18 protein-coding genes are annotated in these 24,894 nt (G+C 66.1%); 5 read left to right on the top strand and 13 right to left on the bottom strand.

What is annotated here, in order from left to right; translation table 11 throughout:
- Positions 1-64: 64 nt before the first annotated feature.
- From OH686_RS20585 to OH686_RS20575, 3 genes are all read right to left on the bottom strand, one after another.
- Positions 65-1,468, bottom strand: a complete 1,404-nt coding sequence (locus OH686_RS20585; protein WP_502942754.1) for an amino acid permease — start codon at positions 1,466-1,468, stop codon at positions 65-67.
- Between the two features lie 174 nt (positions 1,469-1,642).
- Entirely contained in the window at positions 1,643-2,695 is a 1,053-nt protein-coding gene (locus tag OH686_RS20580; RefSeq protein ID WP_289534874.1) for a Glu/Leu/Phe/Val family dehydrogenase, read from the bottom strand.
- Between the two features lie 76 nt (positions 2,696-2,771).
- The gene (locus OH686_RS20575; RefSeq protein WP_289534873.1) at positions 2,772-6,239 is read right to left on the bottom strand and encodes an indolepyruvate ferredoxin oxidoreductase family protein; all 3,468 of its coding nucleotides are present in this window, start codon (positions 6,237-6,239) and stop codon (positions 2,772-2,774) included.
- A 198-nt stretch (positions 6,240-6,437) separates the two neighbouring features.
- Between OH686_RS20575 and OH686_RS20570 the strand changes: the two genes are divergently transcribed.
- Both OH686_RS20570 and OH686_RS20565 read left to right on the top strand, forming a co-directional pair.
- Positions 6,438-6,905 carry an Lrp/AsnC family transcriptional regulator gene (locus OH686_RS20570; protein ID WP_137971706.1) on the top strand — a complete coding sequence of 156 codons (468 nt, stop codon included), beginning with the start codon at positions 6,438-6,440 and terminating at the stop codon, positions 6,903-6,905.
- A gap of 188 nt (positions 6,906-7,093) precedes the next feature.
- Positions 7,094-7,942: a hypothetical protein gene (locus OH686_RS20565; RefSeq protein WP_289534870.1), complete on the top strand. Its 849-nt coding sequence runs from the start codon at positions 7,094-7,096 to the stop codon at positions 7,940-7,942.
- 176 nt (positions 7,943-8,118) lie between these two features.
- Here OH686_RS20565 and OH686_RS20560 read toward each other — a convergent pair whose 3' ends face one another.
- The 7 genes from OH686_RS20560 to OH686_RS20530 form a co-directional block, all read right to left on the bottom strand.
- A complete protein-coding gene (locus OH686_RS20560) occupies positions 8,119-9,372 on the bottom strand; it encodes an XAC2610-related protein (protein WP_289534868.1) in 1,254 nt (417 codons plus the stop codon).
- Between the two features lie 135 nt (positions 9,373-9,507).
- Positions 9,508-10,170, bottom strand: coding sequence for a maleylacetoacetate isomerase (gene maiA, locus OH686_RS20555; protein ID WP_289534866.1), 663 nt, complete (start codon positions 10,168-10,170; stop codon positions 9,508-9,510).
- Positions 10,160-11,143 carry a fumarylacetoacetate hydrolase family protein gene (locus OH686_RS20550; protein ID WP_289534864.1) on the bottom strand — a complete coding sequence of 328 codons (984 nt, stop codon included), beginning with the start codon at positions 11,141-11,143 and terminating at the stop codon, positions 10,160-10,162. The genes maiA and OH686_RS20550 overlap by 11 nt, the downstream gene beginning before the upstream one ends.
- A 154-nt stretch (positions 11,144-11,297) precedes the next feature.
- Positions 11,298-12,437 carry a homogentisate 1,2-dioxygenase gene (locus OH686_RS20545; RefSeq protein WP_289534862.1) on the bottom strand — a complete coding sequence of 380 codons (1,140 nt, stop codon included), beginning with the start codon at positions 12,435-12,437 and terminating at the stop codon, positions 11,298-11,300.
- Between the two features lie 4 nt (positions 12,438-12,441).
- The gene (hppD, locus tag OH686_RS20540) at positions 12,442-13,524 is read right to left on the bottom strand and encodes a 4-hydroxyphenylpyruvate dioxygenase (protein ID WP_289534861.1); all 1,083 of its coding nucleotides are present in this window, start codon (positions 13,522-13,524) and stop codon (positions 12,442-12,444) included.
- A gap of 222 nt (positions 13,525-13,746) precedes the next feature.
- Complete coding sequence (locus OH686_RS20535; RefSeq protein ID WP_289534860.1) at positions 13,747-16,191, bottom strand: EAL domain-containing protein; 2,445 nt, start codon at positions 16,189-16,191, stop codon at positions 13,747-13,749.
- A gap of 142 nt (positions 16,192-16,333) precedes the next feature.
- Positions 16,334-17,845 carry a calcium-binding protein gene (locus tag OH686_RS20530; RefSeq protein ID WP_289534858.1) on the bottom strand — a complete coding sequence of 504 codons (1,512 nt, stop codon included), beginning with the start codon at positions 17,843-17,845 and terminating at the stop codon, positions 16,334-16,336.
- 266 nt (positions 17,846-18,111) lie between these two features.
- Here OH686_RS20530 and ccoG point away from each other — a divergent pair, with 266 nt between their 5' ends.
- From ccoG to OH686_RS20515, 3 genes are all read left to right on the top strand, one after another.
- A complete protein-coding gene (gene ccoG, locus OH686_RS20525; protein WP_289534856.1) occupies positions 18,112-19,527 on the top strand; it encodes a cytochrome c oxidase accessory protein CcoG in 1,416 nt (471 codons plus the stop codon).
- Positions 19,528-19,589: 62 nt separating this feature from the next.
- Positions 19,590-20,999, top strand: a complete 1,410-nt coding sequence (gene mapR, locus OH686_RS20520) for a GntR family transcriptional regulator MpaR (RefSeq protein WP_289534854.1) — start codon at positions 19,590-19,592, stop codon at positions 20,997-20,999.
- A gap of 83 nt (positions 21,000-21,082) precedes the next feature.
- The gene (locus OH686_RS20515; protein WP_289534851.1) at positions 21,083-21,697 is read left to right on the top strand and encodes a hypothetical protein; all 615 of its coding nucleotides are present in this window, start codon (positions 21,083-21,085) and stop codon (positions 21,695-21,697) included.
- 177 nt (positions 21,698-21,874) lie between these two features.
- Here the strand turns inward: OH686_RS20515 and OH686_RS20510 are convergent, their stop codons facing one another.
- The 3 genes from OH686_RS20510 to OH686_RS20500 all read right to left on the bottom strand — a co-directional run bounded on the left by OH686_RS20510 (position 21,875) and on the right by OH686_RS20500 (position 24,785).
- The gene (locus OH686_RS20510) at positions 21,875-22,315 is read right to left on the bottom strand and encodes a hypothetical protein (protein ID WP_289534850.1); all 441 of its coding nucleotides are present in this window, start codon (positions 22,313-22,315) and stop codon (positions 21,875-21,877) included.
- A gap of 99 nt (positions 22,316-22,414) precedes the next feature.
- Positions 22,415-24,193, bottom strand: coding sequence for an ABC transporter ATP-binding protein (locus OH686_RS20505; RefSeq protein WP_289534848.1), 1,779 nt, complete (start codon positions 24,191-24,193; stop codon positions 22,415-22,417).
- Positions 24,186-24,785 carry a DsbA family protein gene (locus tag OH686_RS20500; protein WP_502942823.1) on the bottom strand — a complete coding sequence of 200 codons (600 nt, stop codon included), beginning with the start codon at positions 24,783-24,785 and terminating at the stop codon, positions 24,186-24,188. Before OH686_RS20500 ends, OH686_RS20505 begins: the two co-directional genes overlap by 8 nt.
- Between the last annotated feature and the right edge of the window lie 109 nt (positions 24,786-24,894).

Below are 24,894 nucleotides of genomic sequence, written 5' to 3'. Positions count from 1 at the left end.
AGCGCGTAGGCGAACAGCCAAGAAAAAGCCCGGCCTAGGCCGGGCTTTTTTCATGCCGCGGGGTTCACCCCTGGCTGGCCAGCGGCGCGCTGCCGGCCGCCAGCTTGATGCGGTAGCAGGTCCAGAGGAACAGCAGCCAGAACGGGATGGCGTACACCGAGACCTTGATGCCGGGGATCATCAGCATTACGCCGAGGATGAACAGCACGAAGGCCAGGCACAGGTAGTTGGCGAAGGGGAACCAGAAGGCCTTAAAGCTCGGCTGCACGCCCTTGGCGACCATGGCCTTGCGGAACTTCAGGTGGGCCAGGCTGATCATCGCCCAGTTGATCACCAGGGACGCCACCACCAGCGACATCAGCAGTTCCAGCGCGCTCTTCGGCGCCAGGTAGTTGACCAGCACGCAGAGCAGCGTCACCAAGGCCGACAGGCCGATGGCCAGCACCGGCACGCCGCGGGCGTTGACCTTCATCAGCGCCCTGGGTGCATCGCCCTGCTCGGCCAGGCCGTAGAGCATGCGGCTGTTGCAGTACACGCCGCTGTTGTAGACCGACAGCGCGGCGGTGAGCACCACGAAGTTGAGGATATGCGCGGCGGTGTCCTCGCCGATCAGCGAGAAGATCTGCACGAACGGGCTGCTGCCGTAGGAGTCGCCACCGGCGGTGAGGGTCTGCACCAGGCTGTCCCACGGGTACAGCGAGAGCAGGATGGTCAGCGCGCCGATGTAGAAGATCAGGATGCGCCAGACCACCTGGTTGATCGCCTTGGGGATCACCGTCTTCGGCTGGTCGGCCTCGGCGGCGGTGATGCCCACCAGCTCCAGGCCGCCGAAGCTAAACATGATGATCGCCATCATCATCACCAGCCCGGAGATACCGTTGGGGAAGAAGCCGCCGTGGCTCCACAGGTTGCTGACGCTGGCCTGCTCGCCGCCGGCGCCGCTGAGCAGCAGGTAGCCGCCGAGCAGGATCATGCCGATGATCGCCACCACCTTGATGATGGCGAACCAGAACTCGGTCTCGCCGAAGGCCTTCACGTTGACCAGGTTGATCAGGTTGATCACCACGAAGAACGCGGCCGCCGTGGCCCAGGTCGGGATTTCCGGCCACCAGTACTGCACGTACTTGCCCACCGCCGTGAGCTCGGCCATGCCCACCAAGACGTAGAGCACCCAGTAGTTCCAGCCAGAAAGGAAGCCGGCGAACGGGCCCCAGTAGCTGTGGGCGAAGTGGCTGAAGGAGCCGGCGACCGGCTCCTCGACGATCATCTCGCCGAGCTGGCGCATGATCAGGAAGGCGATGAAGCCGCCTATCGCATAGCCCAGGATCATCGACGGGCCGGCGCTCTGCAGTACCCCGGCCGAGCCGAGGAACAGGCCGGTGCCGATGGCGCCACCGAGGGCGATCAGCTGGATATGGCGATTCTTCAGGCCGCGCTTGAGCGGGCCGGTGTGCAGCTGCTCGGACATCAGCGAGCGCTCCGCAGGGAAAGGCAAGGCATAGGATCACCTGTCTGTCGAAGTATGCCGCCGGGCTCGTGGTCCGGCGGCAGGGGTCGTGGCTATTGGCCGTAGCCGCAGGCCTTGGGCGCCGGGGCGCGGCGAGTATACACCCGAGGGCTTTGGGCCGGCTTGCCGGTACGCTTAACGGCCCAGGCGCTCCCGGGCCATACGGTCAGCCACTGCAGTAGTGGTAGCACCCTCGGCCTTGGAGCGCTGGAAGATCTCGTCCAGGGTCGCCTCGATGCCCTCGATGTGCGCCTTCAGCTGCTCGGAACTGCCGCCGGTGCGCTCGTAGCACACGTCGATGATGCCGCCGGCGTTGATCGCGTAGTCCGGCGCGTACAGGCAGTCGCGACGGCGCAGCTGCTCGGCCAGTTCGGCGCTGGCCAGCTGGTTGTTGGCGGCGCCGGCGATGATCGGCGCACGCAGCGCTTCCAGGGTCTGCGGGTTGATGATGGCGCCCAGGGCGCAGGGGGCGAACACGTCCACGTCGAGGCCGAAGATCTCCTGCTGGCCCACGGCACGGGCGCCCAGCTGCTCCACCGCGCGGCGCTGGTTGGCTTCATGAATGTCGGTCACCCACAGCTCGGCGCCGGCGTCCCTGAGGTGCTTGGCCAGGCCGAAACCGACCTGGCCGACGCCCTGGATGGCCACCTTGAGGCCGTTGAGGTCGCTGCGACCGAGGCGATGGCGCACCGCCGAGCGAATGCCGACGAACACGCCATAGGCGGTGGCCGGCGACGGATCGCCGTCACGGGTGCCGCCGCCGATGGCCTCGCGCTGGCCGGCGCCGGCCACGTGGCGGGTGCGCTCGGCCATGATCTGCATCTCGGCCACGCCGGTGCCGGAGTCGGCGGCGGTGATGTAGCGCCCGCCGAGGCTGTCGACGAAATCGCCCATGGCCTGGAACAGCGCCTCACTCTTGCCGTTGCGCGGATCACCGATGATCACCGCCTTGCCGCCGCCCAGCGGCAGGCGCGCCAGGGCGGATTTGTAGGTCATGCCGCGGGACAGGCGCAGCACGTCGCGCAGGGCCTCCTCGTCGCTGGCGTAGTTCCACATGCGGCAGCCGCCCAGGGCCGGGCCGAGGGTGGTGTCGTGCACGGCGATAATGGCCTTGAGGCCGCTGGCCTGGTCGTGGCCAAAGACCACCTGCTCGTGGTGGTCGAAGTCGATATGGGTGAAGACGGGCATGGGAATTCCTCGAATCTGGGGCGAAAAAAACCACCCTCTCCCATCAGGGAGAGAGAGGGTGGCAATGGGGTGACTGTTAGGCGGCCGGTTCGAACAGCTGGACGGCGGAGATCTCGCTGACCAGCAGGCGAGCCTTGAGCTGCTCGGCCTGCTCGCGGACCTTGACCAGGGCGTGTTCCTTGACGTGGCCGTAGCCGCGAATCTGCTCCGGCAGCTCGGCCAGGGCCACCGCGGTGCGGTAGTTGTCCGGGCGTTGCTCCTTGAGCAGCAGCTCGACCAGCTCCTCGTACTCGCCGATCAGCTCGCGCTCGACCTTGCGCTCGGCGCTGTGGCCGAACGGGTCGATCACACTGCCACGCAGGAACTTGAAGCGCGCCAGCACGGCGAAGGCCTTGAGCATCCAGGGCCCGAAGGTGCGCTTGATCGGCGCGCCGGTGCGCGGGTCTGGCTTGGCCAGCCAGCTCGGCGCCAGGTGGAACTGCAGGCGGTAGTCGCCCTCGAACTGCGCCTCCAGGCGCTGGCGGAAGGCCGGCTCGCTATACAGCCGCGCCACTTCGTACTCGTCCTTGTAGGCCAGCAGCTTGAAGTAGTAGCGCGCCACGGCGCGGCTCAGGGCCTGGTCGGCGCCGCTGTCGGTCTGGCGCACGCGGGTCACCAGGTCCAGATAGCGCTGGGCGTAGGCGGCGTCCTGATAGGCGGTGAGACGGGCCATGCGGTCGGCGACGATCTCGTCGAAGCTTTCGCAACGCGGCGCCTCGGGGTTCTTCGGCTTGGCCAGCTGTTCCACGGCGGCCAGGTCATGGGCGGCGCGGCGGCCCCAGAGGAAGGCCTGCTGGTTGAGCTTGATCGACACGCCATTGAGCTCGATGGCCTTGTCGATGGCCTCGGCCGAAACCGGCACCAGGCCCTTCTGATAGGCATAACCGAGCATGAACAGGTTGCTGGCGATGGTATCGCCGAGCAGGGCGGTGGCCAGGCGGGTGGCGTCGACGAAGTGGGTCTTGCTCTCGCCCACCGCTTCCACCAGCGCCTCGTGCATGGCCGCGCCGGGCACCTGGGCGTCCGGGTTGCGGGTGAACTCGGCGGTGGCCGCCTCGTGGCTGTTGACCACGGCGTTGGCGATCTTGTCGTTGAGCTTGGCCAGGGATTCCTCGCCGGCCGCCACCACCAGGTCGCAGGCCAGCAGCAGGTCGGTCTCGCCGGCAGCGATGCGCACGGCGTAGATATCGTCCTGCTTGGCGGCGATGCGGATGTGGCTGATCACCGGGCCGAACTTCTGCGCCAGGCCGGCCTGGTCGAGCACGGTGCAGCCCTTGCCTTCCAGGTGCGCGGCCATGCCCAGCAGGGCGCCAACGGTAGTCACGCCGCTACCGCCGACACCCGGCAGGAGGATGTTCCAGGGCCGCGAAAGATCCGGCTGGCGCGGTTCCGGCAGGGCCACGAAGAGCGCCTTGGCACCCAGCGCCTCGGGCTTGCGCAGGCCGCCACCGTGCACGGTGACGAAGCTCGGGCAGAAGCCCTCGACGCAGGAGAAGTCCTTATTACAGGCGTTCTGGTCGATCTCGCGTTTGCGCCCCAGCTCGGTCTCCAGCGGCAGCACGGAGAGGCAGTTGGACTTCACGCTGCAGTCGCCGCAACCCTCGCACACGGCCGGGTTGATGAAGGCGCGCTTGGCCGGGTCGACCAGCTTGCCGCGCTTACGGCGACGGCGTTTCTCGGTGGCGCAGGTCTGGTCATAGAGGATCACCGAGGTGCCCTTGATCTCGCGCAGCTCGCGCTGCACGGCGTCCAGTTCGCGGCGATGGTGGAAGGTGACGATGGGCGCGAAGGTGGCGCGGGTCGGGTACTTGTCCGGCTCGTCCGAGACCAGCGCTATGCGCTTCACGCCCTCGGCGAACACCTGCTGGCTGAGCTGGTCGATGCGCAGCTCGCCGTCGATCGGCTGGCCGCCGGTCATGGCCACCGCGTCGTTGTAGAGGATCTTGTAGGTGATGTTCACCCCGGAGGCCACGGCAGCGCGCAGGGCCAGCTGGCCGGAGTGGAAGTAGGTGCCGTCGCCGAGGTTCTGGAACACGTGCTTGGTGTCGGTGAACGGCGCCTGGCCGATCCAGGTGGCGCCCTCGCCGCCCATCTGGGTGAAGGTGTCGGTGCGCCGGTCCATCCACTGGGTCATGTAGTGGCAACCGATGCCGCCCAGCGCCCGGCTACCTTCCGGCAGCTGAGTGGAGCTGTTGTGCGGGCAGCCGGAGCAGAAGTGCGGAGTGCGCTTGGTGTCGTGCTTCGGTGCGGCCAGCGCGGCTTCCTTGGCCGCCAGGAAGGCCAGGCGCTCGTCGATGGTGGCGCTGGTGTAGATCGGCGCCAGGCGCTTGGCGATCACCCGGGCGATCATCGCCGGAGTCAGCTCGGCCAGGTTGGGCAGCAGCGAGTTGCCCGCCTCGTCGAACTCGCCGACCACCCGCGGGCGCTTGCCGACCGGCCAGTTGTACAGCTGGCCGGTGAGCTGGTCCTCGATGATGCTGCGCTTCTCCTCGACCACCAGGATCTCGTCCAGGCCTTCGGCGAAGTTGTGCACGGACACCGGCTCCAGCGGCCAGCTCATGCCGATCTTCAGCACGCGCAGGCCGACCTGGGCGCACAGCTCGTCGTCCAGCCCCAGGTCGTTCAGCGCCTGGCGCACGTCCAGGTAGGACTTGCCGGTGGTGATGATGCCGAGGCGCGGGTTGGGCGAGTCGAGCTTGATCTGGTCGAGGTTGTTGGCCAGGGCGAAGGCTCGCGCGGCGTAGATCTTGTACATGTTCAGGCGCTTTTCCTGCGCCAGGGGTGGGTCCGGCCAGCGTATGTGCACGCCGTCTTCCGGCAGCTGGAAGTCGGTCGGCAAATTGATCTTCACGCGCAGCGGGTCGACCTCCACCACGGCCGAGGAATCGACGTTCTCGGCGATAGTCTTGAGCGCCACCCAGCAGCCGCTGTAGCGCGACAGCTCCCAGCCGATGATGCCGTAGTCGAGCATTTCCTGGACGTTGGCCGGGTTCAGCACCGGAATCGACGCGGCAATGAACGCATGCTCGCTCTGGTGCGCGATGGTCGAGGACTTGCAGCCATGGTCGTCGCCGGCCAGCAGCAGCACGCCGCCGTGCGGGGACACGCCGGCCGAGTTGCCGTGCTTGAACACGTCGCCGCAGCGGTCCACGCCCGGGCCCTTGCCGTACCACATGGCGAACACGCCGTCGTAGCGCGCGCCGGGGAACAGGTTGGCCTGCTGGCTGCCCCACACGGCGGTGGCGCCCAGCTCTTCGTTGACGCCGGGCTGGAAGTGGATGTGGTTTTCCTGAAGGAACTGCTTGGCCTCCCACAGGCTCTTGTCCAGGTTGCCCAGGGGCGAGCCCCGGTACCCGGAGATGAAGCAGGCGGTATTGAGACCGAAGGCGGTATCGCGCTGCTTCTGCAGCATCGGCAGGCGGGTCAGGGCCTGGGTGCCGGTGAGGTACAGCTGACCTGTGGCTACACGGTACTTGTCGTCCAGGCGGATTTCGGCCAGAGACATGGTGCGCTCCTTTTATTCTTGTGTGAGCGACGCGACCTTTCTTGGAGGTCGCCGATTAACCCTGCCGCAGGATCACCGCAGCGGGTCGTATGGCCAAGACTATGACCGAGGGGTTCTGGGATTTTCTTTCTTTTTTCGGGCTACAAGCGGGATACTGCGCATGAGTTATTCCGTCATGACCAATAAAGAGAAAAAATCATGCAGGAAAATCTAAGCTCCATCGACCGGCGCATTCTGCGCCTGCTGCAACACAACGCCGACCTCTCCGCCGCCGAGATCGCCGAGAAGGTGGAACTGTCGCAATCACCCTGCTGGCGACGCATCCACCGTATGCAGGAAGAAGGGCTGATCGAACGCAAGGTCGCCCTGCTCAACCCGAAGAAGCTCGGTCTGGGCATCACCGTGTTCGTCGACATCAAGCTCTCGGCCCACGGCCGCAGCAATCTGGAAGAGTTCGAGCAGGCGGTGGTCGGCTACCCCCAGGTGCTGGAGTGCCACACCATGGCCGGCGGCTCGGACTACCTGCTCAAGGTGGTGGCCAAGGACATCGCCGACTACGAACGCTTCCTGCGCGACCACCTGCTGCAACGCCCGCATGTGCATGAAGCGCACTCGCATATCGCGATGAGCGAGGTGAAGCGGACTACGGAGTTGCCTTTGGATTGAGGAGGGTCATGTGGAAGCCTAGCAATGCTCCTAGACGACCTGCCGGTTCCCCAGTGGCCAACCCATGAGTTCGCGTGGAGCACGTTGAGTCGTACCCAACAGCTCAACCCAGAAACCATGGAGTCCTCCACACCCACCCGATAAACTCGGCTCCTCTCGAAGTTCCCATTGGACATTGGAGGTCCTGCATGGCACTGGTGCGGAAAACAATTTTATTAGCGCTGCTCGGCGCCACATTGATGGGCTATTTCATCTATGTCGAGCCAGACAAGCGCAGCCCCACTGAAGCTTCTAAAACCAAGCAGGAAGAGCAGCTAGCAGCGTTCAGATCGTCGCTTAAACCGATCAAGGTCCCCTCCTCCCTCAAACACCTACCCAATCTGCGCGGCCAGGGCTATCTGCGAGATCTGCGGGAAGCGGCGGTAATCGACAAACGCCTGCGATCATTAATGCAGCAGTATGTTTCCGAGCCTGATCCCGCCCGCAGGATAAAGTTAACCCTACCGATTCTTGATGCATGGATATCGACCAGTAAACGCGCCTCATCGCTCGCTGAGTCACTCAAGCAAGCCGAGAGCGCTAGCCAGATTGTCCTGCGAGTCGATGGTGCGGAAGGGAAAAGGGTCGCGGACCTGATGCACAAGGTGCACTCCTTGGAAGTCGTGACAGGCTCCGTGTTCTTCACCTTCAAGGACTTCAAGGAAGACGCTGGGAATGAGCAGGGTGTTGTCGGTCTGATGAGCGGTGCCGTACCCAAGAAGCTCAAGGTTTCCCGTCAGGAAGGGCAATACGTCCTGCCGATGACAGACCTCAATCTGCGCCCTAAACAGACCCAGCATATCGAGAATGGCTACACAGCACTTGTAGAGAGCCTTGAACGAACGCTCTTGATGGGACGGTATCAATATTGTCTAGAACACCCTCTGGCCGGCTTTGAACGCATGAACGTCGAAAAGCTATGCCGGATCGAATTGGCTATCGGAAAGAAGGCATCCCCCTGGAGCAAAGGCGTATCCCAGAACCGGCACAACGGATAGGCCAGATGGTGCTGCCGGCAGCCCATGAGCAAATCTACTTCGGTCGCTTCCACGCTCAGCGTGGGAATGCAGCCAACGAAGCTCTCCGCTTCCAGCTGCCGAATCATGCAAATCGATAGCTTATGCCGCGGAGCGGCACGGATCAGCTATTGCTAGCTTCCCAGCACAGAAGCTCCCTATTGCGGCCCCTCCTCGCTGCACAGGTCAGGATTCTCGCTCAGCATGATGCGTCGAATACGACCATCGTCGAAGAACGGCACCTCGGGGCAATAGCGTTGGCCTGCCGCAGTCTTCACTGGCCTCCAGGCTATTGCTTCAGTGCGCAGGAGGGTCGGCTTCTGTTCGTTCGAATCGGGCTTCCAGATGTCGATATAGGTGCGTTCCAGAAACGCTCCCTCATCGATGTCACAAGTTTTCGGATCGATCTGACGCAGCTTCAACTGCCCATCGACGGCCTGTTCTACCCGGCTGGCAAACTCGATGAAGCCATTGCGGTAACTGGGTGTGATGTAGCACAGGCGTCGCTGGTTGCCATCCAGCACTGGCAGGAGGTAACTGCTCTGGGTTTCGACTTCTTCGATATCGCCTTCCTTCCATCGATAGGTCGACACGCCATGCTCGCAGCAGCTGGCTCGCCAATAGGCATAGATGATCCGATGAACTGGGTCGAACTCGGCCGAGCTGATGTCCTGCAGGGCTGCCGGTGCATCGACGAAGCGGCCCTTGGCCACGTCGTACAGCCAGGTCTGGTGGGGCATGTTCGGACCGGCCGGGAGGAACTGCGCAATCGTCAGGTCAGGCCAGCCGTCGAAGTTCGCGTCGACCAGCTGCGGCGTGAAAATGCCGCAGGTACCCTGGGACTCCGTTGCCAGGGCCTGGAACATTGCGCCGTCCTTGTAAAGGCGGATGGCCGATACAAACGGCGTAGAAGAACAATCATCGCCTTCCTCCGGCAGGGCATCCGCAAGCAGGCGTATCTCGTAGGGGAAACGCGCCGCCAGATCATCCCCGACCCGGGTCTCGCGCAGCTTCAGCGCAAGCGTTCGCTTGCCGTCTGGCGAGGTCCAGGTGCCGGTGATGTCGCCCTTCCACGACTCGATATGCCAGGTGCCTGTCGCGGTGGATCCACGGCCGCTGTCTCGCTCGGTCAGCTCAGCCCCCTCTCCCTGTACCTGCCCCGCCAACACAAGCTGGCTGCGTGTCTGGGCTCTGCAGGGCAGATAGCAATAGCTGCCGGACAATCTGTCGGCAACGCGGCTCAAGACAACCTCCACCTCCTTGGTTCCGAGGGTCCCGTTCCAAGTACGCCCCCAAACGGGAAACTCCACGGTACCGCTAGGCGGTTGCGCCGCGCTGGCTGGCGGCGCTGACAGCAAGAGCAAGGCCAAAATGAGCTTTATGCAGCAAAGAAAATCAAGGGTGCCGCGCATACAACTTCCTTGTTCGTGAGAGAGCCATACGGCATTCAGTATGCCCTCGTGACGAAACGGAGGCCCCCCGTTAAACACGCCCTACGTCCCAAAAAAGAACGCCCGGCATAGCCGGGCGCTTGATCGTGTGGCGGATCAGACCATCGCGTCTGGCTGAGCTTCAGGCGCGGCGGCCTTGAAGGCATCTAACGCCAGGCAACGATCTTCCATCTCCAGCAGACGCGGGAAAGCATCCAGCGAGCAGGCAAACCGCCGCGCGTTATACAGCTGCGGAATCACGCAGGCCTCCAGATAGCCCGGCCGGTTGCCCAGCGACAAGCCACCCTTGAGCCCACCCAACCCCTGCTCCACCGCCGCCAGGCCCTTCTCCACCCAGTGGCGATACCAGGTGTTCTTCGCCTCGTCGTCGACACCTAGCTCGGCGCTGAGGTACTGCAACACGCGCAGGTTGTTCAGCGGGTGGATATCGCAGGCGATATGCAGGGCCAGGGCACGGACCTGGGCGCGATGGGCCGGATCGCCAGGCAACAGCGCCGGCACCGGGAAGACCTCGTCGAGGTATTCGAGGATGGCCAGCGACTGGGCAATGCGTGCGCCGCCATTGGCGTCGTCCACCAACAGCGGCACCAGCTCCTGCGGGTTCAGGTCACGGTACTCGGCCGCGTGCTGCTGGCCGCCGTCCTTGACCAGGTGCACCGACTCCTGCCGATAGGCCAGGCCCTTGAGGCCCAAGGCGATGCGCACCCGGTAGGCGGCGCTGGAGCGCCAGTAGCCGTAGAGCGTCAGCTCACTGCTCATAGTGCTCCACCGCCTGGTCGATGGCGCCGAAGATGCTCTGGCCGGCGGCGTCGAACATCTCGATGCGCACCCGGTCGCCGAACTTGAGGAACGGGGTCTTGGCCTCGCCCTGCTCGATGATCTCCAGCATGCGCTTCTCGGCCAGGCAGCTGGAGCCGGCGCTGCGGTCGTAGTTGGACACGGTGCCCGAACCGATGATGGTGCCGGCGCCCAGCGGGCGGGTCTTGGCGGCGTGGGCTACGAGGATCGGGAAGTTGAATGTCATGTCCACGCCGGCGTTGGGCTGGCCGAACAGTGCGCCGTTGATATGCGAGACCAGCGGCCGATGCACCTTGCCGTCCTTCCAGGCCTCCCCCAGCTCGTCCGGGGTCACCGCCACCGGCGAGAAGCTCGACGACGGTTTGCTCTGGTAGAAGCCGAAGCCCTTGGCCAGCTCGCCGGGGATCAGGTTGCGCAGCGACACGTCGTTGACCAGCATCAGCAGCTGGATGTGTTCGGCCGCCTGCGCCGCCGTGGCGCCCATCGGCACGTCGTCGGTGATCACCGCGATCTCCGCCTCCAGGTCGATGCCCCAGGCTTCGTCGGCCATCTGGATCGGCGCGTGCGGCGGGATGAAGCTGTCGGCGCCGCCCTGGTACATCAGCGGGTCGTGCCAGAAGGATTCCGGCATCTCCGCGCCACGGGCCTTGCGCACCAGCTCCACGTGATTGACGTAGGCGCTGCCGTCGGCCCAGTGGTAGGCGCGCGGCAGCGGGCTGTGGCAGTCGGCCTGGTCGAAGACGAAGGCGTCGTCGATCAGGCCGTCGTTGAGGCGCTGATAGACCGACTCCAGCAGCGGGCGCTTGATGTCCCAGTCGTCCAGCGCGGCCTGCAGGGTGGCGGCGATCTGCGGCACCTTCACGGCGCGGGACAGGTCGCGGGAGACGACGATCAATTCGCCGTCGCGGCCTTGGTTCAGTGATGCGAGTTTCATCGGTTACCTCGAATTAAGTTGGTCTCCCTCTCCTATTGGGAGAGGGGCCGGGGCGGGCCGCGTAGGATGAGGGGTTCCCAGGCAGCTCCGAGCTGCCAGTAACACCCTCACCCCAGCCCTCTCCCAGAGGGAGAGGGGGTTGTTCTGTGTGGCCTTAGCCTGGTTTGCCCGGCGCACGCCAGGAGTTCACGTATTCGGGCACGTCCACCGCGGCGGCAGCCTCGGCCACCTCCAGCGCGCGGCGGGTGTCGATCATCACCGCCACTTCCTCGGCGAAGGTGGCCGGGTCTTCCTGGGCCTTCTTCAGTGCCTTGGGGTGCGGGCCGTGGGGGAAGCCGCAGGGATGCAGCGTGACCATGCCGGCCTCAATGTTGTCGCGACTGAAGAAGTTGCCGCGGTGGTAGAACAGCACCTCGTCGTAGTCGTCGTTGTTGTGGAAGAACGGCACCTTGAGCGCGCCGGGGTCGCTCTCGACCGGGCGCGGGGTGAAGGTGCAGACCACGAAGCCGTTGGCGACGAAGGTGGTGTGGGCCGATGGCGGCAGGTGGTAGCGGTGGCTCATCAATGGGCGGATGTCGCGCCAGTTCAGGCGCACCACTGTGTTGTCGCCATGCCAGCCCACCGCATCCAGCGGATTGAACGGATAGGTGACGGTGCTGATCTGGTTGCGCCGCTTGATACGCACCTGCCAGGTCTGCTCGTCCTGCTGGGCCTTGAAGGCGTCGTCGATATGCGGGTGGTCGAGCACCGCCGGGTCGAAGATTGCCTGCGGGCCGAGCAGGCCCTTGTCCGGCAGCTGGTAGGCGCCGTCGGTATTTTCGATCAGCAGGAAGTGGCTGGGCGCCGTCGGCTCGATGCGCCAGGCAGTGCCACGCGGGATCAGCAGGTAGTCGCCGTCGCGGTATTCCAGGTGGCCGAAGTCGCAGTAGAAGTGCCCGGCGCCGTCATGCACGAACAGCAGCTCGTCGCCGTCGCTGTTGCGCACCAGGTGGCGCATGGCGCCGTGGGTCTTCCACACGCGCAGCTTCATATCGGCGTTGTGCAGGGTCAGTGGCGCTTCCAATGGGCAGTCGCGCTCGCTGGCGATCCGGTTGAAGTTGAAGGCGTGCGGGCGCAGCGGCCCTTCCCAGTCGACCCAGCCGGTGGGCGGGTGCTTGTGGTGCAGGTGGGTCACCGGGCCGAAGAAGCCCTCGCGGCCCATCTCCCGCTCGTAGGTGCCCTCGGGGAAATCGCAGTGGGCCTGGCGCGAGTGCTCGCCCTCGCGCAGGGGGAAGCTGATCCATTTGCGGCTCATCGCATCACTCCTCGGAGATCACACCACGACGCAACTGATCCTCTTCAATCGATTCAAACAGCGCCTTGAAGTTACCTTCGCCGAAGCCCTGGTTGCCCTTGCGCTGGATGATCTCGAAGAAAATCGGGCCAATCACGGTATTGGTGAAGATCTGCAGCAGGATGCCGTCGTCGCCCGGAGCGCCATCGATCAGGATATTCAGGTCGCGCAGGGTGGCGGTGGGCTCGCCATGGCCGGCCACGCGGCTGTCGACCTTCTCGTAGTAGGTGTCCGGCGTGGTCATGAAATCCACACCGTTGGCGCGCAACTTACGCACCGTCTCGTAGATATCATCGGTGCTCATGGCGATGTGCTGGATGCCTTCGCCGTGGTACTCGCGGATGAATTCCTCGATCTGCGACTTGTCGTCGGCCGACTCGTTGATCGGGATGCGGATCTTGCCGCAGGGCGCGGTCATGGCGCGGGAGAACAGGCCGGTGAGCTTGCCTTCGATGTCGAAGTAGCGAATCTCGCGGAAGTTGGCGATGCGCTCGTAGAAGCCGGACCAGACGTCCATCTGCCCGCGCTTGACGTTGTGGGTCAGGTGGTCGATCTGCTGCAGGCCGACGGCGTTGTCGCCCGGCTTGCGGCCTTCGATGTACTCGAAGTCGACGTCGTAGATGGTCTTGTCGCCGTAGCGGTCGACCAGATACAGCAGCGAGCCGCCGATGCCCTCGACGCAGGGGATGTTCAGCTCGCCGAAGTTGGCGTGGCTGCCGACCAGCTTGGCGCCCTGCTCCTTCACGTAGGCGGCGGCCTGGGCGGCGTTCTTCACCCGGAAGGCCATGGCGCAGGCGCTCGGCCCGTGCTTTTCGCCGAAGGCGCGCACATGGCCGGTGGGGCTGCCGTTGAGCACGAAGTTGATGTCGTTCTGCTGGAACAGCCAGACCTGCTTGGAGCGGTGCTTGGCCGTTTCGGTGAAGCCCATGGCGCTGAACAGCTGGCGCAGCTGCTCGATGCCCTCGGGCGTCGGCGCGGTGAATTCGACGAACTCGAAACCGTCGGTTCCGATGGGGTTGTGCTGCTCGATCTTGGCCACGGCGTTCATCCGGCCTCCCTGATTGTTGTTGTGGGCAGTCGCCCGCCGTCGCGGCGGTGCGGTTGGATTGCCCTCATCACAGCGCCTGCCCCGATGCCGAGCAAGCTGTCTATCTGGCTTGGAGGCGGGCCTGCCGCCGGAGGTTCGGCAAGTTTTCCTTACACGCTTTCGGCTCGCCGGAGTCGCTGCCCACAACCCCTGCCTGGCGTAACGTTTTCTTGCCAAGGTGGTTCAGTCTGCTGCCAGTCCCGCGGTGAGTTGTAGCGCCGGCGTGGCCAGCAGGCTGTCGAACGGCTGCGGTTTGCCCAGGTGGTAGCCCTGGGCGAAGTCCACGCCGAGTTCGCGCAGGGCCTCCAGCACCTCGGCCGTCTCGACGAACTCGGCGATGGTGCGCTTGCCCATGACGTGGCCGATCTGGTTGATCATCTCGACCATGGCCCGGTCGATGGAGTCGTCGAGCAGGTCGCGGACGAAACTGCCATCGATCTTCAGGTAGTCCACCGGCAGGTGCTTGAGGTACATGAACGAGGACATGCCGGCGCAGAAGTCGTCCAGCGAGAAACGGCAGCCGAGGGCCTTCAGCTCGTTGATGAAGTGGGTGGCATCGGCGAGGTTGGCGATGGCCGCCGTCTCGGTGATCTCGAAGCAGATGGCCTGGGGCAACACCGGCTGGCTGGCCAGCTGCTCACGGATGAAGTTGAGGAAATCGCGGTCGCCGATGCTGGCGCCGGACAGGTTGATTGCGCAGTGCAGCGCAGGCGCATGCGGGTGCTCGGCATGAAAGCGCGCCAGAGCCGCCAGGGTGTGGTGCACCACCCAGCGGTCGATCTGCGGCATCAGGCCGTAGCGCTCGGCGGCCGGGATGAAGGTGCCGGGAGCGATCAGCTCGCCCGCCTCGTCCTGCAGGCGCAGGAGGATTTCCACATGACCGCCGTCCTCGCCGCTGCGCAGCGGCACTATGGGCTGGGCGTAGAGGCGGAAGCGGTTCTCCTCCAGGGCCCGGTGGATGCGCTGCACCCAGCTCATCTCACCGACCCGCTGGGACAGTTCGGAATCGTCCGGCTGGTAGGCGTGCACCCGGTTGCGCCCGCGCTCCTTGGCCGAATAACAGGCCAGGTCGGCGGTGCGCAGCAGCTCCACCAGACTGGTCTGCCCCGGCGGAATCTGTACCAGGCCGATGCTGGCGCTGACCGAGAACAGCCGCCCACCCCAGACGAAGCGCAGTTCCTGCACCGCCTTGCGCAACGCCTCGGCCACGCGCAGGGCGGCCTCGGCCGGGCAGTTTTCCAGGATCACGCCGAACTCGTCACCGCCCAGGCGGGCCAGGGTGTCGCCCTCGCGCAGGTGCAGTTGCAGCTCCTGGCAGACCTTGCGCAGCAGCTCGTCGCCAGCAGCGTGGCCGCAGGTGTCGTTGACCAGCTTGAACTGGTCCAGGTCGATGAACATCAGCGCATGCCGGCCCGCCTGGCGCAGCATGCGCGCCAGCAGCTGGGCCAGGCGGTATTCGAACTCGCGGCGGTTGGCCAGGCCGGTCAGGGCATCGTGGCTGGCCTGCCAGGACAGGCTGGCGACGAACTGGCGCTCGCGGGTCATGTCGTGCAACACCATGACCACACCGCTGACCAGGCCACGTTCCTGAATCGGCGCGCCGACTAGGTTGACCGCCACCTTGCTGCCGTCCGGGCGCACCACCAGCTTGGCGTAGTCGCCATCCTCCTGGCCGGCGAGGATCTGCTGTACCGGCGAGACGACATTGGCCTCGGAATGCTCGTCGACGATGGAGAACAGCTGATCGAAGGCGCGCCCCTCGGCCTGGGCCAGGGCACAGCCGGTGAGCTGCTCGGCGGCGGCGTTCATGTAGGCGATGCGGCCGTCGCGGTCGAGGCTGATCACCGCATCACCGATGGAGGCGAGGATGGTCTGGGCGCGCTGCTTGACCGCTGCCAGGGCCTGATCGACCTCCGCGCGCTGGATCAGCAGGTGCCGCGTGCGCAGCACCGCCAGGCTGATCAGCAACACCCCGGTGCACAGATTGCCCAGCACCAGCAGCCACAGCACCGCCCGCGAGGCCTCGCCGAGAATCTGCGAGAACTGCTCGGCGGCGCGGGTGGCGCCGAGGTTGACGCCTTCGATCTGCCCGCGCCAGAAGGTGCGCTGCACATCCGACGCCGCATCGAGCAGGATCTGCTGCTCGATCTCGCCGGCCAGCAGGGTCAGCTCGAACACATAGCGATCGCCGCGCTCCCACTGCTCGATGGCGCGCCGCAGGTAGCTGAGCTGGTTGAAGTTCTTGTACAGCCAGATCATCCCCTCGATATCGTCCGGATGATTCTTGCCTTGCAGGAGGCCGCTCCGGGCCCGCTCCAGATCGGGCTCCGGCTGGTCCATGGCCACGCGGAAGTCGTTATCGCCGAGCGGTACATCGATGGCCTCGTGGTACAGGCGCAGGTGGCGGTCGGCGCCGCTCTGCACATAGAGCTCGAGGTAGTGGATGGCGTCCTTGAGGCCCTTGGACCACAGGCTCTCGCCGGCCACGTAGCTGCGCACCGCCGAGTGCAGGTAAAGACTGCCGCCGGCCAGCAGCGACTGCAGCAGCACCACCAGCACGAAGGGCCAGACCAGGCGCAGCAACTGCGAAGCGATGCGCGCCCGCGGGGCGCCCGTCTCCTGACTCATCGATCCCTGTCTCCCCGGGGGCGAAGCTGGCGGGCATGCCAGGACCGCAATATGGGTACTGGCGTACCAGTCAGGTATAGATGGCTTTCTGCCGGGTCGCAGAGCCCTCAGCTTTCTGCACTAGATGGCGCCGAGCGGTGCCTCACGCGCTGACGAACTGCATGTTGGCGTCGTTGAGCTGATCGGCCACCACGCCGAGCACGAACACCCGGCTCTGGCTGTCCAGGGTGATCAGCGTGCCGCTGTTGCCGGCGCTGGACTGATAGTCGGCGATACGCAGCGAATCGAAGCTGCTGCGCTGGCCGACGAACACCAGCAGGTCTTCCTGCGGATTGAAGTCCAGCACGCTGTCCAGACCGAAGTTCCGCCGTTCATAGTCCTGCGCGGCATCCCCCGGCCCGCTGAGGCGCAGATCCATGGTGAACTCGAAGCGATCACTGCCCGCTCCGCCGGTGAGCAGGTCGCGACTATCGGCCACGCCGGCGGCAGCTATTCCGCCATTGAGCAGGTCGTTGCCGTCGCCGCCGTACAGCCTGTCGGCACCCGCCCCGCCGTACAGGTCGTCATCGCCATCCCGGCCGACCAGGCGGTTGTCGCCGCCGTCGCCATCCAGGGTATCGGCATGCTCGCTGCCGGAGAGGTATTCGATGCCGACCAGCACATCGCCGTCGGCCTCGCTGTCGTCCACCAGTGCCGATAGCGGCCCCAGTTGCACGCGCACGCCCGAAGCGGCCGCGCCGTAGTCGGCGGAGTCCTCGCCTAGGCCGCCTTCCAGGTAGTCGGCGCCTTCGCCGCCGCGCAGGATGTCGTTGCCCCAGCCTCCATACAGGCGATCGTCGCCGGCATTGCCGGACAGCACGTCGTAGCCACCCACCAGCTGCGAGTCGCCATGGATGGCGTCGTTGCCGCTGCCACCGCTGATGCGATCGGCACCGCCCTCCCCGTGCAGCTCGTCATCACCGCCACCACCGCTGATCACGTCGTTGTCATAGCCACCGCGCAACCAATCGCGCCCATTGCTACCCGTCAGGTGGTCTGCGCCGAAGCCGCCCCAGGCGTAGCCGGCCGCCTGCAGCAGCAGGGAATCGTCGCCACCACGGCCATACAGCAGGGGCAATTCGCCATTGCCCGTCAGCGTGTCGTTGCCGTCGCCACCGATGACCTGGTCGACCAGCTGGCCATCCGGTACCCAGGCGCCGTACAGGAACATCTGCTTGTCATCGTCGTCGCGGAAGAAGAAGCCGCCGACATCGGCCTGGTCCATCCAGAAGTTCGGCCCGTCCGGATCATCCTGGGAGAACAGGAAGGCCTGGGCATCGGCCAGCGGAACATCCAGGCCCTGGCTGGTCAGCATCAGCGTCGGGGCAGCCCAGGGTGTGAAGTCGGCCTCGTCGAGGCCTCCCACTCGCGGCACCGGCAGAGAGAAATCCACTCCCGCGCTGGCATCCAGGGTCAGGGTGCCGCGCCCCGCGCCATCCAGCGCGGCCAGGTAGGCGACCAGCGCGGCGCCGCTAAGCGCCAGGTGGCCCTCGACCAGCTCTCCCGGGCTGAAGCCGTAGGCGGCGGGATCCATATACTTGTAGCCGTTGCTGTCGCGAAGGCTATCCTCGACCAGACCGTAGAAGGTCCAGCCCATGCTGCTGTCGGTAGGCATAGCGAGCTCCTTGCAGTGATCAACCTGACCGGGCTGGCGCATGATCCGTAATGCGCCCGGGTGGAATCCTTCATGCACGCCTGAAAGCGCAGGGCCAAAGCCCTCGCCAGCGCATTGGACCGATCTCACAGGCAGAAGCTCGGCGTGTTCCGACGGAAGGTGGGCGGGCATCTGATACGGTTTTTCTCGATAAACCTGAGTCTGTTATCCAAACCGCCCGACGCGCACAGTTCGCTCAGCCTGATTAGAAGCCCGAGAGGCCCACCATGAGCGAGCGCATACCGGCGCAGATCATCGACACCATCGACCCGCGCCAACCCCTCCGCCTGACCCCGGCCCAGGCCGGCGGGCCGATCCACACCCGCAGTTTCAGCGGCCGCTTCCGCAACCTGCGCCTGTATGGCGCGGGCCTGCTGTTCCTGATCTTCTTCGGCACCGCCTGGCTGGACTGGGACGGTCGCCAGGCCGTGCTGTGGAACCTGGCCGAGCACCGCTACTACATCTTCGGCGCCACCTTCTGGCCACAGGACTTCATCCTGCTCTCGGCGCTGCTGATCATCTGCGCCTTCGGCCTGTTCACCATCACCGTGTTCGCCGGCCGCGTCTGGTGCGGCTACAGCTGCCCGCAGAGCGTGTGGACCTGGGTGTTCATGTGGGTGGAGAAGGTCACCGAGGGCGAACGCAACCAGCGCATCAAGCTCGACGCCGCGCCCTGGGGCCCGGCCAAGCTGCTACGGCGCGGTGCCAAGCACGGCCTGTGGCTGGCGGTGAGCCTGCTCACCGCGCTGACCTTCGTCGGCTACTTCACACCGATCCGCCCACTGGCGCTGGAACTGTTCGGCGGCCAGCTGGAAGGCGCCGCGCTGTTCTGGATCCTGTTCTTCACCGCCGCCACCTACCTCAACGCCGGCTGGCTGCGCGAGAAGGTCTGCGTGTACATGTGCCCCTACGCGCGCTTCCAGGGGGTGATGTTCGACAAGGACACCCTGATCGTCTCCTACGACGCCGCCCGCGGCGAAGGCCGTGGCCCGCGCAGGAAGGACAGCGACTACCAGGCCGAAGGCCTCGGCGACTGCATCGACTGCACCATGTGCGTGCAGGTCTGCCCCACCGGCATCGACATCCGCGACGGCCTGCAGGTGGACTGCATCGGCTGCGCCGCCTGTATCGACGCCTGCGACAGCATCATGGACAAGATGGGCTACGCCCGCGGCCTGATCCGCTACGGCTCCGAGCGCGAGATGCAGGGCGGTCGCACCCGCCTGCTGCGGCCGCGCCTGGTCGGTTACGCGGCGGCCCTGCTGCTGATGATCGGCGCCTTCGCCTGGGCTCTGCAGGCCCGCTCGCTGGTGTCGCTGGACGTGGCCAAGGACCGCGGCATGTACCGCGAGAACGCCAGCGGCCAGATCGAGAACGTCTACCGCCTCAAGCTGATCAACAAGACCCAGCAGGCGCAGCGCTACCACCTGCGCCTGGTCGACGGCCAGCCGTTCAGCCTCGGCGGCCCCGGCGACCTCAGCCTGGCCGCCGGCGAGATACTCGAAGTGCCGGTCAGCGTGGCCCTGGTCCACGAGCCGCTGGCCAGCAGCCCGGCGCCGGTGCAGTTCGAGGTGGTCAACCAGGCCGATGCCAGCGAGCGCAAAGTGGCGAGCAGCACATTTATCGCGCCGAGCGGGCGCTGATGGCCGAGGCCCGCTCACTGCCCGTAGACTGTGGCGCACCTGCGGCCACAGTCACGGACAAGATGAAGCGCTACGAGCAATTCGCCGACCAGATCGCCGGGCTGATCCGCTCCGGCGTGCTCGCCCCCGGCGAGCGGGTGCCCTCGGTGCGCCATGCCAGCCGCACCTACGGAGTCAGCCCGTCCACCGTGTTCCAGGCCTATTACCTGCTGGAGGATCGCGGCCTGATCCAGGCCCGCGCGCGGTCCGGCTACTTCGTCCGCGAGCTGGCCCGCCACCCGCTGGCCGAGCCGCAGGTAAGCGCCACGCCGGCCACCAGCACCGAGGTGGATGTCAGCGAGCTGGTGTTCTCGGTGCTCGGCTCGCTGAAGGACCCGCACACCGTGCCCTTCGGCTCCGCCTTTCCCAGCCCGGAACTGTTCCCCCTGCCGCGCCTGGCCCGCTCCATGGCCCACGCCCTGCGCGACATGCCGAGCCACGCGGTGATTGCCGACATGACCGCCGGCAACCCCGACCTGCGCCGGCAGATCGCCCTGCGCTACATGGTCGCCGGCGTGCGCCTGCCGCTGGAGGAACTGGTGATCACCAATGGCGCGCTGGAAGCATTGAACCTGTGCCTGCAGAGTGTGACCCAGCCGGGCGACCTGGTAGCCATCGAGTCGCCGGCCTTCTACGCCACTCTGCAGGTGCTGGAGCGCCTCAAGCTCAAGGCGGTGGAGATTCCCGTGCACCCGCGCGAGGGCATCGACCTCGGCGTGCTGGCCGAGCGTCTGCAGCAACTGCAGATCAAGGCCTGCTGGTTCATGAGCAGCCTTCAAAACCCCATAGGCGCCAGCCTCGCCGAAGCCAGGAAGGCCGAGCTGTATGGGCTGCTGCAGCGGCACCAGGTGCCGATGATCGAAGACGACGTATACGCCGAGCTGTACTACGGCGCACAACCCCCGCGCCCGGTGAAGAGCCTGGACGATGACGGCCTGGTGATGCACTGCGGCTCCTTCTCCAAAAGCCTGGCGCCGGGCTACCGGGTGGGCTGGGTGGCCGGCGGGCGCTATGCGGAGCAGATCAGCCGGCTCAAGCTGATGACCACCATCTCGCCCTCGGTGCCGGCCCAGGCGGCCATCGCCGACTACCTGCAGCACGGCGGCTACGACCGTCACCTGCGCAAGCTGCGCATCGCCCTGGAGACCCAGCAGGCGGCGATGCTGGCCTCCGCCGCGCGGCACTTCCCGGCGGAAACCCGGGTCACCCGCCCCAGCGGCGGCTACTTCCTGTGGTTCGAGTTTCCCGAGCGGGTCGACTCGCTGCAGCTGTTCCAGCTCGCCCTGGCCCAGGGCATCAGCCTGGCGCCGGGGCCGATCTTCTCCGCCACCCGACGCTTCCGCCATTGCGCGCGACTGAACCATGGCCACCCCTGGGATGCCCAAAGCGAGAGGGCGATGGAAGTGCTCGGGCGCATCCTCGCCTCGTTCTAGAGCCCGGCGGCTATGCTGCGGATAGGCAGCGGGCCCGCCATCGGCGATACTGGCAACGCGCCATCAATACAAGGAAAGACCGCATGAGCAGCGACACCGAAGCCGTCAGCACCGACGCGCTCCTCACCGACCAGCAACGCATCGAGAAGCTGGAGAAGGCCGGCAAGCTCAATCGCCTGCTGATCTTCGGCCTGGCCGGCGCGCTGCTGCTGACCCTGCTCACATGGCTACTGGTCGCCCTGCTCTCCTCCTCCGCCGAGGAAGCCGCGGAAGACCAGGCCCAGCTGGCCAGCCTGGCCAGCGTCGAAGCCCTGCAGAAGGAGCTCGGCGCCCTACAGCTGCAGATCGCCCCGCTGCAACAGCAGATCAAGGACCAGCAGAAACTGATCCTGCTGCAGGCCCAGCAGCAGATGGCCCCGCCGGCCGAAGCCGCGACCGGAGATGCCCCGGCGGCGGACGAGACACGCGAGCGCGATCGGGAGAACGTGCGCATGCTGGCGCGCACCCTGATCGGCCAGGAGAACAACTACCAGCACACCCTCAACGCGCTGAAGGAAGGCATGCGCGAGCTGGCAGGCATGACGCCGGGCTCGCGCAGCTGGCTGGACTTCTACGAAGAATCCCTGGCCAAGCCGATGGCCGACAGCCAGGCGCGGGTCAAGGCGCTGCAGAAATGGTCGGAGGAACAGAGCAAATAATGGGGCGAGCGCGACGCCCTGCGCATAGGCGGCGGGCTGGCACTGCTCAACCCTCGGAAGACGGTTGGGGTGGGGGAAACAGTGTGCAGGTCTAACCGCCCCCTAGTCGTAGCCCGGATGCAATCCGAGCTACGCCTGCAGAAGTGGTCCGCCGACGCCCAGTGAGCCGCACCTGACTCAGTCGTGCGGATGGTCGTTGAGGTCGCGGTCCTCATGATTGGCGAAGGCCTTGTCCAGGCCCAGTGCTCCGGCGATGGCGGCTGGCGTGCTGGCCACCACGGCCATGGCCTTGGCCAGGCCGGTGGTCTCATCGGAGCGAGCGGCCGCCGAAGTGGCCGCACCGTGGCCCTGTCCCTTGCCCTGCCCGACGCCGGGCGCTCGACCCGATCCATGGCCGAGTCCCGGGCCGTGATCGCCGCCGGCCAGACCATGGCCCTGGCCACCACCGACACCACCACCGTGACCGCCGCCATGCCCACCACCATTGCCGCCACCATTGCCACCGCCGCCATCGCGGGCGTAGGCGGAGTCGATCAGCGGATTGAGGTCGGGCGGAACGGCGGCCGCCAGCATCAGGACGCTGGCCGGTATGGCCAGCACAGTGCCTAGTCTCAACATGGGAACCTCCCGAGGAGCTCCTCAGACAGTTTCAGTCTAGGGCGGCCAGCGACACGGCCGAAACCACCCGACACAAGGTTGAGACAAGCGCAGCGCGGCTTAGTGCTGCAGGTGGCCGTAGAGCTTGGCGTACAGGCCGCCCTCGGCGATCAGCTGCTGGTGGTCGCCGTCCTCGGCAATGCTGCCACCGTCGAACACCAGTACCCGGTCGGCCTGCTTCACCGCGCTCAAGCGGTGCGCCACGATCAGCGTGGTGCGGCCGTTGAGGAAACGCCCCAGGGCCTCATGCAGGGCGTACTCGGTGGCGGCGTCCAGGGCAGAGGTGGCCTCGTCGAGAATCACCACCTTGGGCTCGGCCAGCACCATGCGGGCAATCGCCAGGCGCTGGCGCTGACCGCCGGAGAGACGCACGCCGGAGCGGCCGACCATGCTGTCCAGGCCATCCGGTAGCGCGCGGATGGTGGCCGCCAGCTGGGCGATCTCCAGTGCCTGCCAGCAGGCCTCGTCGCTACGCTCGCGGCCCATGCACAAGTTGGCGCGTACGGTGTCGTTGAACAGCGCCGGGTGCTGCAGCACCACCGCCACGTGCTCGCGCACCCGCTCCAGGCCGATCTCCTCCAGGCTCGAACCGCCGAAACGAATGGTCCCGGCCTGGGCCGTGTAGAGGCCGAGCAGCAGCTGCACCAGGGTACTCTTGCCACCACCGCTGGCGCCGACCAGGGCGACCTTCTCGCCGGGGGCGATGGCCAGGTCGAGGTCATGCAGCACCGGCTCGTCGCGGTAGGCGAAGCTCAGCCCGCGCACCTCGATGCCCACCGTATCGCGGCCCTTGAAGGGGTCGCTGCGCTCTTCGTGCTGCGGCTCGTCGGCGCGCGCCAGCAGCTCGTTGATCCGCGTCATCGCGCCGCCGGCGGCGTAGTAGGCGTACTGCAAGCTGAGCAGTTGCTCGACCGGACCGATCATGTACCAGAGGTAGCTGAACACGGCGAGCATCTGGCCGATGGACAGGTCCGAGAGCAGCACGGTGAGCATGGCGGCGGCGCGGAAGATGTCGATGCCGAACTGGAACAGCAAGCCGCTGGTGCGCCCGGCGGCGTCGCTCTTCCACTGCGAGGCCACCGCGTAGTCGCGCACCTCGCGGGCGCGCAGGCCGAGGCGGCCGAGGAAGTAGCCCTGGCGGTTGCCGGCGCGCACCTCCTGGATCGCCTCCAAGGTCTCGGTCAGCGCCTGGGTGAAGCGCGAGGTGCTGTCGTTCTCCAGCTTCTTCAGGTGCTTGACCTGCTTGCCCAGCTGCACGGTGGCGAAGATCACCAGCGGATTGAACAGCAGGATCAGCAGCGCCAGCTGCCAGTGCATCCAGATCAGCACGGCGGCCGTGCCGGTCAGGGTCAGCACGGCCACCAGCACCTTGCTCAGGGTCTCGCCGATGAACTTGTCGAGGGTATCCAGATCGGTGACCAGGTGCGCGCTGACGGTGCCGCCACCGAGGTTCTCGTACTCGCCCAGGGCGATGCGCTTGAGCCGTTCGATCAGGCGCACGCGCAGGCGGTAGATCACGTCCTTGGACAGGCGGGCGAACAGGCGCGCCTGCAGCACGTTGCTGACCAGGGCACCCAGGCGCAGCATCAGGGTCAGCACCAGCATCAGGCCGATGTAGCCGGCGGCGGTTTCCCAGCCCGCAGGTAGCAGACGGTCCATCACCTTCAGCGCGGCGTCGCCCTGCTTGAGCAGCACCTCGTCGACCAGCAGCGGCAGCAGCAGCGGAATCGGCACGCTGCACAGGGTGGCGACGAAGGCGATCAGGTTGGCCAGGATCAGGCCCTTGCGATGGCGCAGCGCGAGGCGACGAATCTCCGCCCAGGTCAAGCGATCAGGCATGGACTCGCTGCTCCAGCCAGCGCCCCAGCAGCGGCGCCAGCGCCTCCAGTGGCTGGTAGCCGTTGGTCAGCAGGGCCAGGCGGCCATCGCGCTCGGCCAGCAGGGTCGGGAAGCCGGAAATGCCGAGGTCCTGCACCCAGGTGAAGTCGGCGGCGGTGGCCTCGGCGGCCTCCACGCTGTCGAAGGCGGCGGCGAACTCGATGCGCGGGATGCCGGCGCGCTCGGCCAGCTCCACCAGCACTTGGGCGCGGGTGACGTCGCGGCCCTCGGCGTAGAAGGCCTCTTGGATCAGCTCCAGCAGCGGCCAGACGCTCTGCTCGTCCAGGCCGCGGGCGGTGACCAGTGCGCGGCAGGCGGGCTCGGTGTCGTAGACGAAGCCTTCGGGCAGCGCATCGTTGAAGTTGAACAGCTGGCCGGTGCTGGCGTTGACCGCCTGCCAGTGGGAGAGGATGCGCACGCGCATCGCCGGGTCCAGCGCCGCACGCTCACGGCGCAGGCCGCCGAGCACCAGCTGCAGCGGCACACCGTGCGCGGCGGCCTGCTCGGCCAGGGCCTGCACCACCGGGGCGAAGCCCCAGCACCAGGAACACATGGGGTCCATCACGTAGAGCAGGCGGTCTGGGCGCACAACGCGGTCCTTAGTCAGGCGACGAGATGAGGATGGCTGCAGTGTACGTACAGAGCAACCATCAGCGGCAGCG

Source organism: Pseudomonas sp. SO81, from assembly GCF_030374125.1.
Lineage (GTDB): Bacteria > Pseudomonadota > Gammaproteobacteria > Pseudomonadales > Pseudomonadaceae > Aquipseudomonas.
The sequence above is the reverse complement of the archived record's forward strand: the minus strand, read 5'-3'. Positions and strand labels throughout refer to the sequence as shown.